Source organism: Cupriavidus sp. 05T313 (assembly GCF_056396665.1).
The window spans coordinates 1-6247 of sequence record NZ_JBFTLX010000334.1 but is presented as its reverse complement, the minus strand read 5'-3'; the positions used below and the strand labels follow the sequence as shown (position 1 = coordinate 6247).

The following is a 6247-nucleotide window of genomic DNA, read 5'->3' as shown; positions in this document are numbered from 1 at the left end:
TCCCTGTCCATTCCATCGGGGATAGCACCAGAATTGTGTCCGGGACGACCCGGCCAACCGATGAGCCCGTGGGCCTGGCCATTGCATCTCTGGCTGCTCGGGTCATCGAAGCGGCGGGCCTCCTTGGCGAGGACTTTGGCTTCCAGACCGGCGCCGGCGGCATCTCTCTCGCGGTTGCCGCGGCCCTTGGCGAAATCATGGCCCGTCGCGGTGTCAAAGGCAGCTTTGCGGCTGGAGGCATCACCGGCTACTTGGTTGAGATGCTCGAGCAAGGCCTGTTTCGCAGTCTGCTGGACGTTCAGTGCTTCGACCTACGTGCAGTGGAATCCTTCCGCACCAACCCACTTCACCAGGCAATGTCTGCCTCGATGTACGCGAATCCCTGGAACAAGGGAGCTGTTGTCAATCGCCTGAGCGCCATGGTTCTCGGTGCAGCGGAGGTCGACCTTGATTTCAATGTCAACGTGACGACCGCCAGCGACGGTCGCATCATTGGCGGGTCCGGCGGTCACAGCGACACAGCAGCCGGTGCCGAACTCGCCATCGTCACAACTCGCTTGAGAGCCGGAAACGTACCGAAGATTGTGGAGCAGGTACGTACCGTCACCACACCTGGCGCCACCATTGACGTGGTCGTGACGGAAGCAGGTATCGCAGTCAACCCGCTTCGCCTTGAGGTCAAAGAGCGACTGATTGCCTCCGGTCTTCCGGTTGTCAGCATCCACGAATTGCAGGAAAAGGCCTGCCGTGGCCTTGAGCACTATCATCAGCCCGGCACAGCCGAGGGCAAGGTGGTTGGAATCGTCGAATATCGTGACGGTACAACTCTGGATGTCATCCGTTCCATTGGAGCCTGACGAATCGAAGGCGGCGACACCAGTGTGCCGCCGCCTTCATCAGCCTGGAATGTCTTACTGCAACTCCATCAGTAGCTGGCCAGCGCGAACCTGAGCGCCTGGTTGCACGAGAATCTCCTTCACCGTCCCACTGACTTCAGCCACGACACTTGTCTCCATCTTCATTGCCTCAATTGCAGCCACGACTTCACCCTTGGCGACAACTTGCCCCACCCTGACGTTCACAGTTATCACGGCACCTTGCATCGGCGAGCCGACCAGCATCGGATTGCCGGCGGTGGCCATTCTTGCCCCCGCGGCAAGCTTCCCAGCCTCTCGCTTGCTGGCACGAACTGGGCGCGGCTGACCATTGACATCAAAGAACAAGCGCACGCCGCCCTCCTCGTCCGGCTCGGCTTGGGCGTTCAAGCCTACGAACAGCGTCTTACCCCGCTCCAGGTTCACCGCAATTTCGTTACCGGGAGTGAGCCCGTAGAAGAAGACGGGGGTGGGAAGGATGGAAACGTCATCGTACTGTTCCCGATGCGCACAGAAGTCCTTGAAGACCTTGGGATACATGAGGTACGAGGCGAGGTCGTTGTCGGAAACCGGCTGACCAATCTCTCGTTCCGCCTGGCTGCGCGCCGCTTCCAAGTCCACCAGCGGAATATGAGCGCCGGCGCGACCGACGATTGGCTTGGCACCCCGCAGGAGCTTTTGCTGCAGAGCCGAAGGGAAGCCGTCGGCTGGGTAGCCCATCTCTCCACGGAACATTGAGACGACCGATTCCGGCACCGAGGCTTCCTTCGCGGGGTCCAGGATATCGCCTGTGGACAGCTTGTTTGCGACCATGTGAAGCGCCATGTCGCCAACGACTTTCGAAGATGGCGTGACTTTAACGATATCCCCAAACATGACGTTGACATCGGCATAAGCCTGTGCGACCTCTGGCCATTGCGCCTCCAGTCCCAGCGACCGAGCTTGCTCCCGCAGGTTTGTATACTGACCGCCAGGCATCTCGTGACGGTAGACATCCGAGGTGCCCGCCCGCATCGCCGCCTCGAAGGGCTCGTAGTTCTTGCGGACTGATTCCCAGTATGTGCAGAAGGGTTGCAGGTCACGATAGCCTACTGCCGGCTTGCGCGCGTCATGCTCAAGGGCTGCGCAAATGGCACCCAGGCTTGGCTGGGACGTCAGCCCGCTCATGGAATCCATGGCGCCGTCGACCGCATCCACCCCCGCCTCCACGGCCGCCAGCACCGACGCCACGGATGCGCCGCTCGTATCGTGAGTGTGGAAGTGAATGGGAATACCCACTTCCTCCTTCAAGGCCTTCACCAGCGCGAATGCGCCCTGCGGCCTGCAAACACCTGCCATATCCTTGACTCCAAGAATATGTGCGCCGGCCTTTTCCAACGACTTTGCAATGTCAACGTAGTAGCGAATGTTGTATTTGTCTCGCGAACTGTCAAACAAATCGCCGGTGTAGCAGATTGTGCCTTCGCAAAGCGCCCCGGACGCAATGACGGCATCCATCGCCACTCGCATGTTTTCGACCCAGTTGAACGAGTCGAAAACCCGGAAAAGGTCAATGCCTTCCGCGGCAGCGCGTTTGACGAAGTGCTGCACCACGTTGTCCGCATAGTTCGTGTACCCAACGGCATTGGAGCCGCGCAGCAGCATCTGGAACAGGATATTGGGGACGGCGGCGCGTAGTGCCGCAAGGCGCTGCCACGGGTCTTCACGCAGGAACCGCATTGCCACGTCGAACGTAGCGCCACCCCAGCATTCCATTGAAAAGAGTCCCGACAACTGGCGCGCGTAGTAGGGTGCGATGGCGGTCATGTCTTGCGTGCGGAGCCGCGTTGCCAGCAGCGACTGGTGAGCATCGCGCATCGTAGTGTCGGTGAGCAAGACGCCAGAACTGTCTTTCATCCACTGGGCGAAGGCTCTGGGTCCAAGCCTGGACAGTAGCGTCCGACTTCCCTCCGGAATCTCATCGCTAACCGTCTTCAGAGGAAGCGGGTGCGACAGGATGATGGACTTGGGAACGAGGCGGCCCTTGACATCGGGATTGCCGTTGACGTTGACATCGGCGATGAAGTTCAGCAGTTTCGTCGCTCGGTCTCGGCGCTGGCGGAAACTAAACAGCTCCGGGGTATTGTCAATGAACCGGGTAGTGCAGCGCCCCGAACGAAACTCTTCATGTTCGATAACGTTCCCCAGAAACGCTAGGTTGGTCGCCACGCCCCGGACCCGGAACTCGCGCAGTGCCCGACTCATGCGCTCATTGGCCTCATCCGCATCTCGGCCCTTGCAAGTCACTTTGACGAGCAACGAATCGTAGTACGGGGTAACAACGGCCCCCGTGTAGGCTGTRCCCGCATCCAGGCGAATGCCAAAGCCTGCAGCACTTCTATAGGCAGTCACCTTGCCGTGGTCAGGTGCGAATCCGTTCTCTGGGTCTTCGGTGGTAACGCGGCATTGGACAGCATGTCCGCGCAGCTTGATGCCGTCCTGGTCTGGCACCCCCGACGGGGCGTCACCAATGCTCGCCCCTTCGGTGATGCGAATTTGAGCCTTCACGATGTCGACACCCGTCACTTCCTCGGTAACGGTGTGTTCGACTTGCACTCGGGGATTTACCTCGATGAAGTAGAACTCCTCGGTGTCAGCATCCATCAGGAATTCCACCGTGCCGGCATGCGTATACGACACCGCATTCGCAAGCTTCAACGCCTCGCCGCACAAGGCATGTCGCGTGGCGTCATCTAGGTAGGGAGCGGGCGCCCGCTCCACCACCTTCTGATTTCGACGTTGCACCGAACAATCACGTTCGAACAAATGAACGATGTTGCCGTGGGTGTCGCCGAGAATCTGGACCTCCACATGCTTCGCTCTCACGATGAACTTCTCGAGGTAGACCTCGTCGTTGCCAAAGGCCGCCTTCGCTTCGCGACGGGCCGCTGCGATGGCGTCAGCCAGGTCTCCCTCCTGCTGAATCGCCCGCATGCCGCGGCCGCCTCCGCCCCAACTAGCCTTCAGCATCAGGGGGTAGCCGATGGCCGCCGCCAGCTTCCTGGCTTCCTCGATGTCATCCGGCAGAGCATTCGTGGCAGGAACCACCGGTACACCCACGCGCTCGGCCAGCGCCCTTGCGGCCACTTTGTTGCCAAGCTCCCTCATCACCTCTGGCTTCGGGCCAATGAAGGCGATGCCCTCGTGCGCGCAACGCTCGGCAAACTCCGGATTCTCGGACAGGAATCCATAGCCCGGATGGATTGCGTCTACGCCTGCTTCCCTTGCCACCCTCAAGATGTCATCGATGTCGAGGTACGCATCAACCGCCTTCTTCCCCTCGCCAACGAGGTAGCTCTCGTCCGCCTTGAAGCGATGTTGTGCAAACCGGTCCTGGTACGAGTAGATGGCTACGGTACGGATACCCAGCTCACTGGCGGCGCGCATCACGCGGATGGCGATTTCGCTCCTGTTTGCGACTAGGAGACTGCAGATTTTCTTCATCGTGGGGGCCACTTCGTAGTTGAGAATGTTGCGCGTGCATGCTTTCAATCTGGCTGCGGACCGGCCTGCCTTAGCAGGTCGACCGCGCGCGCAATGACCGGTGCATCCACCATCTCTCCGTCGAGTTGGAAGGCGCCGGGACTGGTCTTGGCTTGCTCAACGACCTTCTTCGCCCAGGCAAGCTGAGTTTCGGTGGCCCGATAGGCGCCATTCACCCCGGAGACCTGTGCTGGATGAATGCACAGCTTTGCCCCGAATCCCAGCCTCCGACCGCGCTCACTCGCCCTGTGAAGTTCATCCACATCGGAAATGGATACCGTCACCCCATCCACTGGCGAAGCAATTCCCGCAACCCGCGACGCCAAGACGAGCATCGAACGAAAGAAGAGCAACTCCTGGTCGTCTCCCTCGATGCCGAGCTCAGTCCGGAAATCCACAGTACCAAATACAAGGCGCGCTACTCCGGGTGCAGCAGCAATTTCGCTGACGTTGGCCATGCCTCTGGCGGTTTCAATAAGCGGAAGAACCTTGACCTCCGGAGGAAGATGCTTCACCACCAGAGCAATATCCGCTGCGCTTTCTGCCTTCGGCAGAATCACTCCACGGACACCGTCCTTGCGACACACTCGGATGTCGTCCTCGAACCATTGCGTCTGCGTCGCGTTGATTCGCACCATTCCAGAGCCGCCAGTTGCCAGGTAGTCCACCAAGAGGTGCCGGGCTCGGTCCTTATCGTCAGTAGAAACGGCATCCTCAAGGTCAAGAATGACCACATCGGCGCCGCAGGCGTGAGCTTTGGCAAAGCGCTCGGGGCGATTGGCCGGCACAAAGAGATAGGAACGAGCAGAGTTGTTGGTTGCCATTTGGTCAAATTCTGGTGTGCAAGCGCGCATGCCCCCGCCCTCTCGCCCACGAACGAGGCGTGAAGAGGCAGCACGAATTGAGGGAGCGGCGTCAGTCTACGGTAGAGCGTGACGTTAGATTGCGCCTTCGGTGCTCAAGCGGGAGACGTCATCACTGGTGTAGCCGAGTTCACGAAGAATGCTCTCGCTGTGCTGGCCAAGCGCGGGGATTGCATCCATCCGTGGTTCGAACGACTGCGGCATCCCAGGAGGGCGCAATGCCGGGATGACCCCCACCGGTGATTGGACCGAAGTCCAGCGCTCCCGTGCCTTGAGTTGCGGATGATTCCAGACATCCCGCATATCATTCATGCGTGCGTTAGCAATCTGCGCGTGCTCCAGGCGCTCCACTACTGCATCAATAGTCAGCGAGGAAAATGCATTGGCGATGATTTCCGTCAGCTCCACCCGGCCTTTGGCACGCAGCGAATTTGAGACAAACCGCTCATCAGTCGCAAGTTCCGGCCGCTCCAGGACAACCCGGCAGAAGGCATCCCATTCGCGTTCATTCTGAAGCCCCAGAATGATGGTCTTCCCGTCACCGGCCGTGAACGGGCCATAAGGAAAGATGGTCGCATGCGATGCGCCGGCCCTCGGAGGCGGCGTGGCACCGTCAAAAGCGTAATAGAGTGGATAGTTCATCCATTCAACCATGCTCTCCAACATCGATACGTCAATATGCGCCCCCTTACCGGTCTTGCTGCGCTGCAACAGCGCGGCCAGGATGTTGGTGTACGCGTACATGCCTGCTGCGATGTCGGCAATGGAGCAACCCGCTTTCGAAGGGCTCTCCGGCGTGCCGGTGATAGAAACGAATCCCGACTCCGCCTGGATTAGCAGGTCATAGGCCTTCTTGTCCCGGTAGGGGCCATCATTGCCATAGCCGGAAATGTCGCAGACGATGATGCCCGGGTAGCGCTGGGAAAGCGCCTGGTACGAAAGGCCCAGGCGGTCGGCAGCGCCCGGGGCGAGGTTCTGCACAAGCAC

The 6247-nt window shown here is 59.8% G+C and carries 4 protein-coding genes; 1 reads left to right on the top strand and 3 read right to left on the bottom strand.

Going from position 1 to position 6247, the window contains the following annotated elements:
* The coding region (locus AC1DKD_RS37865) for a citrate lyase subunit alpha (RefSeq protein ID WP_477144466.1) at positions 1–857 on the top strand (857 nt) is incomplete at its 5' end.
* 54 nt (positions 858–911) lie between these two features.
* Here AC1DKD_RS37865 and AC1DKD_RS37860 read toward each other — a convergent pair.
* The 3 genes from AC1DKD_RS37860 to AC1DKD_RS37850 all read right to left on the bottom strand — a co-directional run.
* Positions 912–4358, bottom strand: a complete 3447-nt coding sequence (locus AC1DKD_RS37860) for a pyruvate carboxylase (protein ID WP_441634826.1) — start codon at positions 4356–4358, stop codon at positions 912–914.
* Positions 4359–4402: 44 nt separating this feature from the next.
* Entirely contained in the window at positions 4403–5221 is an 819-nt protein-coding gene (locus tag AC1DKD_RS37855; RefSeq protein WP_441634796.1) for an HpcH/HpaI aldolase/citrate lyase family protein, read from the bottom strand.
* 114 nt (positions 5222–5335) lie between these two features.
* Positions 5336–6247, bottom strand: a 912-nt coding sequence (locus AC1DKD_RS37850; RefSeq protein WP_477144465.1) for a CaiB/BaiF CoA transferase family protein, incomplete at its 5' end; no start/stop codon positions are given.

Excerpts from the sequence above, each read along its gene's own strand:
- AC1DKD_RS37855 (WP_441634796.1), bottom strand. The coding sequence starts at position 5,221 with ATGGCAACCAACAACTCTGCTCGTTCCTATCTCTTTGTGCCGGCCAAT.